Source organism: Patulibacter sp. NPDC049589, from assembly GCF_040675535.1.
GTDB lineage: Bacteria > Actinomycetota > Thermoleophilia > Solirubrobacterales > Solirubrobacteraceae > Patulibacter.
This window is the reverse complement of sequence record NZ_JBFAPC010000291.1, coordinates 1-3,605: the sequence shown is the minus strand read 5'-3', so window position 1 is coordinate 3,605 and position 3,605 is coordinate 1. Positions and strand designations below refer to the sequence as shown.

The following is a 3,605-nucleotide window of genomic DNA, read 5'->3' as shown; positions in this document are numbered from 1 at the left end:
CTGCTGGCGACCTACCTGACCTTCGGTGTCGCGGTGCTCTGCGGCGTGTACCGAACCCGACGACCGCCCGGGATCCCGGCCCCGGCGGCAGTCGGGCGTGGGGCGGCGGCTCGACTTCGGTACCTCCTCGGTACGGAACCCGACGACCGCCCGGGATCCCGACCCCGGTGACGGTCGGGCGTGGGGCGGCGGCTCGACTTCGGTACCTCCTGGGTACCGAACCCGACGACCCGGCGTCCACGTCTGCCGACCGGCTGATCGCCGTCGGCCCCGACGCGGCGGGCGTGCCCGTCCTCGGGTCCGTGGGCCCGGCATTCCCGTAGGGGGAGAGCAGCCCCTCAGCGCCCGCGCAGCGCCCACCGCGGGCCGGCGACGAGGCGGACCTCGACCCGGGCGGGGCGCGACGGCGCGGCCATCGAGAGGAAGTCGCGGATCCGGCCGCCGTGCGCGCAGACCGGGCACGTCAGGGCGTCGGACGGGGAGCGCGGTCCTGGGCCGGGCGACACGGGGAAGTCGCAGGACGGGCAGGCGAGCGTCCCGACGCCCATCAGGCCGACGTGCTGGTCGCGGCGATCGGCGCGGGCGCGCGCCTGCCGGCCGACCGGCTCGGAATCGGAGAACCCGCGCTCCATGCTCACGACGCGAGTGTAGGCAGACGCCCTCGCGGGCCCGCTGGGACGGGGCGCAGGGCACGGGCCGAGGGTTCGCCGGGACGCGGGGACGGGGTGGGGCACGGCACCGATGGGTGCGGCGGCCGGGGCGCCGCCCGGCTCCGGCGGGTCCGGCGGCCGGGTCCGGCGGAACGGGTGGCTCTCGGCTCCTCGCCGCCGCGGCGGGCCGGGGGAGGCCTGGAGGAGGCTTGCGGGCGTGCGTAGCATCGGGGAGCGTGAGCGCCTCCCCGACAGACCGCCCCGCGCCGCCCGCCGCCGCCGAAGAGGAGCTCCTGCGCGCCGCCGCCGACGTCGCAGAGCGGGCCTACGCCCCGTACTCGCACTTCCGCGTCGGGGCGGCCCTGCGGACCGCCGACGGCCGGATCGTCGTCGGCGCCAACGTCGAGAACGGCGCCTACCCGCAGAGCCAGTGCGCGGAGGCCAGCGCGATCGGCGCCCTCGTCGCCGCCGGCGCGGACCGGATCGTGGCGGCGGCCGTCGTCTCGCCCGACCGCGAGCTCTGCCCGCCCTGCGGCGGCTGCCGGCAGCGCCTGGCGGAGTTCGGCGACGAGCACACGCCGGTCCACCTCGGCCGGCCGGGCGGACCCGCGACCATCGTGACGCTGGGCGAGCTCCTGCCCATGGCCTTCGCGTTCGGGGGCCCGGCGTGAGCGCCCCGCACGACGCGGCCGCGGTCCTGCGGGAGCGCGCCGGCGGCCTCGCGCCGCGCCTGGGGATCGTGGTCGGCTCCGGGCTGGGGGCGGTCGCCGACGCCGTGACCGACGCCGTCGTCATCCCCTACGCCGACCTGCCGGGGTTCCCGCGCCCGACCGTCGCCGGGCACGCGGGCGAGGCCGTCCTGGGCCGCCTCGGCGGCGTCGACGTCGTCGTCCTGCGCGGCCGTGCGCACCTCTACGAGGGCACGGCGCCCGAGGCGGTCCGCGTCCCCGTCCGGACGCTCAGGGCGCTCGGCATTGAGACCGTCGTCCTGACCAACGCGGCCGGCTCGCTGCGGCCGGAGGTCGGCCCGGGCCGGCTGATGCTCATCGCCGACCACGTCAACCACTCCGGGATCAACGTGCTGGCCGGGCCCAACGACGACGAGTGGGGGCCGCGATTCCCGCCGATGGGCGGGGCCTACGACGCGGACCTGCGGGCGGCGGTCCGCGCCGCCGCGGCCGACGAGGGCGTCGAGCTGGCCGAGGGGGTCTACCTCGCGGTCCTCGGGCCGTCGTTCGAGACGCCCGCCGAGATCCGGGCGTTCCGCGTGCTCGGGGCCGATGCCGTCGGGATGTCGACCGTGCACGAGACCACGGTGGCCCGCCACTGCGGCCTGCGGGTCGTCGGGATCTCGGCGATCACGAACCTCGCGGAGGGGATGGACGACGAGCCGCTGAGCCACGAGGGCACGCTGGCCTCGGCCGACGACGCGGCGGTCGACCTGGCCCGGCTGCTGGTCCGCGCGGCGGGGGACCTCGCGTGAGCGCCGGGGCGCAGGGCCGCGCTCCCGGGCCGAGCGGCGGGTCCCGGGACGCGGGCGCCGGCCGCCCCGTCCCCGAGATCCTGCGCACGGCCCGCGAGGGCACGCCGCTCTCGGCCGACGAGGTGCGTCGGCTGGCGGGCGGCCTGGCCGACGGCGGGCTCACCGACGCGCAGGTCGGCGCGATGGCGATGGCGTTCGCGATCCACGGGCTCACGGACGAGGGCCGGGTCGCGCTGACCCTGGCGATGCGGGACTCCGGCGACGTCCTGGACTGGTCCGACGTCGACGTGCAGGGGCCGATCCTCGACAAGCACTCGACCGGCGGGGTGGGGGACAAGGTCTCGCTGCTGCTGTCCCCGATCGTCGCGGCGTGCGGCGGCGCGGTGCCGCAGGTCTCGGGCCGCGGTCTCGGCCACACCGGCGGCACGCTCGACAAGCTCGAGGCGATCCCCGGCTACGACGCGACCCCGGACGTCGACCGGCTCAAGGCGATCGTCGCCGAGGTCGGCTGCGCGATCGTCGGGCAGACGAGCCGGATCGCGCCCGCCGACGGGCGGCTCTACGGCGTCCGCGACGCGACCGGCACGGTCGAGACGATCCCGCTGATCTCCGCCTCGATCCTGTCGAAGAAGCTCGCGGCGGGCCTCGACGGGCTCGTCCTGGACGTCAAGTGCGGCTCGGGCGCGTTCCTCCCCGATCCCGAGGACTCCCGCGCCCTGGCCGAGACGCTCGTCTCGACCGCCCGCGGCGCCGGCCTGCGCTGCAGCGCGCTCCTGACCGACATGGACGGCGTGCTCGGCCGGACGGCCGGCAACGGCGTCGAGGTCGCCGAGTCGATCGCCCACCTGACCGGCGCCGCGCACGACCCGGCGCTCGTCGCCGTGACGCTCGAGCTCGCGGCGGAGCTGCTCGTCCTCGGCGGCCTGTACCCGGACGTCTCCGCCGCGCACGACGCGGCCCGGCGGGCCCTGGAGGACGGCCGGGCGGCCGACCGCTTCGCCCGGATGGTGGTCGCGCTCGGGGGCCCCGCGGACCTGCTCGAGCGGCCCGGGTCGTACCTCGAGTCCGCGCCGGTCGTCGTCGCCGTCGAGGCGACGGAGCCGGGGGTCGTCGGCACCGTCGACGTCCGTGCGGTCGGCCTGCTCGTCGGCGCGCTGGGCGCCGGGCGGACCCGCGACACCGACCCCGTCGACCCGGCGGTGGGCCTGACGGAGGTCGCGGCCCGCGGCGAGCAGGTCGGGCCGGGGGAGGCACCGCTGGCGGTCGTCCACGCCCGCACGCAGGACGCCGCCGAGCGCGCCACCGCCGCGCTGCGCGACGCCGTCCGGGTGGCCCCCGAGGGCACGGCGCCCGGGCCGGCGATCCTCGGACGCGTCGGCTGACCACCGCCCGCGCGGGCGTGCGACACGAAGACCGTCGAGATCTCCTTGTGCCGCTTGAGGAACGCCTTCGTCTTGGCGTACCACGGGATG

The 3,605-nt window shown here is 77.8% G+C and carries 4 protein-coding genes; 3 read left to right on the top strand and 1 reads right to left on the bottom strand.

Features of this window, described 5'->3' with window-relative positions; all coding sequences use genetic code 11:
* Positions 1–338: 338 nt before the first annotated feature.
* A complete protein-coding gene (locus AB0L40_RS27230) occupies positions 339–632 on the bottom strand; it encodes a hypothetical protein (RefSeq protein WP_364361857.1) in 294 nt (97 codons plus the stop codon).
* Positions 633–886: 254 nt separating this feature from the next.
* Between AB0L40_RS27230 and AB0L40_RS27225 the strand changes: the two genes are divergently transcribed.
* Genes AB0L40_RS27225 through AB0L40_RS27215 form a run of 3 tightly spaced genes read left to right on the top strand, consistent with a single transcriptional unit; the run spans position 887 to position 3,515 of the window.
* Positions 887–1,321 (top strand): cytidine deaminase, encoded by a 435-nt coding sequence (locus tag AB0L40_RS27225; protein ID WP_364361855.1) that lies wholly within the window; start codon positions 887–889, stop codon positions 1,319–1,321.
* Positions 1,318–2,133, top strand: coding sequence for a purine-nucleoside phosphorylase (locus tag AB0L40_RS27220; RefSeq protein ID WP_364361853.1), 816 nt, complete (start codon positions 1,318–1,320; stop codon positions 2,131–2,133). The genes AB0L40_RS27225 and AB0L40_RS27220 overlap by 4 nt, the downstream gene beginning before the upstream one ends.
* The gene (locus AB0L40_RS27215) at positions 2,130–3,515 is read left to right on the top strand and encodes a thymidine phosphorylase (protein ID WP_364361851.1); all 1,386 of its coding nucleotides are present in this window, start codon (positions 2,130–2,132) and stop codon (positions 3,513–3,515) included. Before AB0L40_RS27220 ends, AB0L40_RS27215 begins: the two co-directional genes overlap by 4 nt.
* Positions 3,516–3,605 lie beyond the last annotated feature (90 nt).

Coding starts and splice junctions, on each gene's coding strand:
- AB0L40_RS27230 (WP_364361857.1), bottom strand. CDS start 632: ATGGAGCGCGGGTTCTCCGATTCCGAGCCGGTCGGCCGGCAGGCGCGC.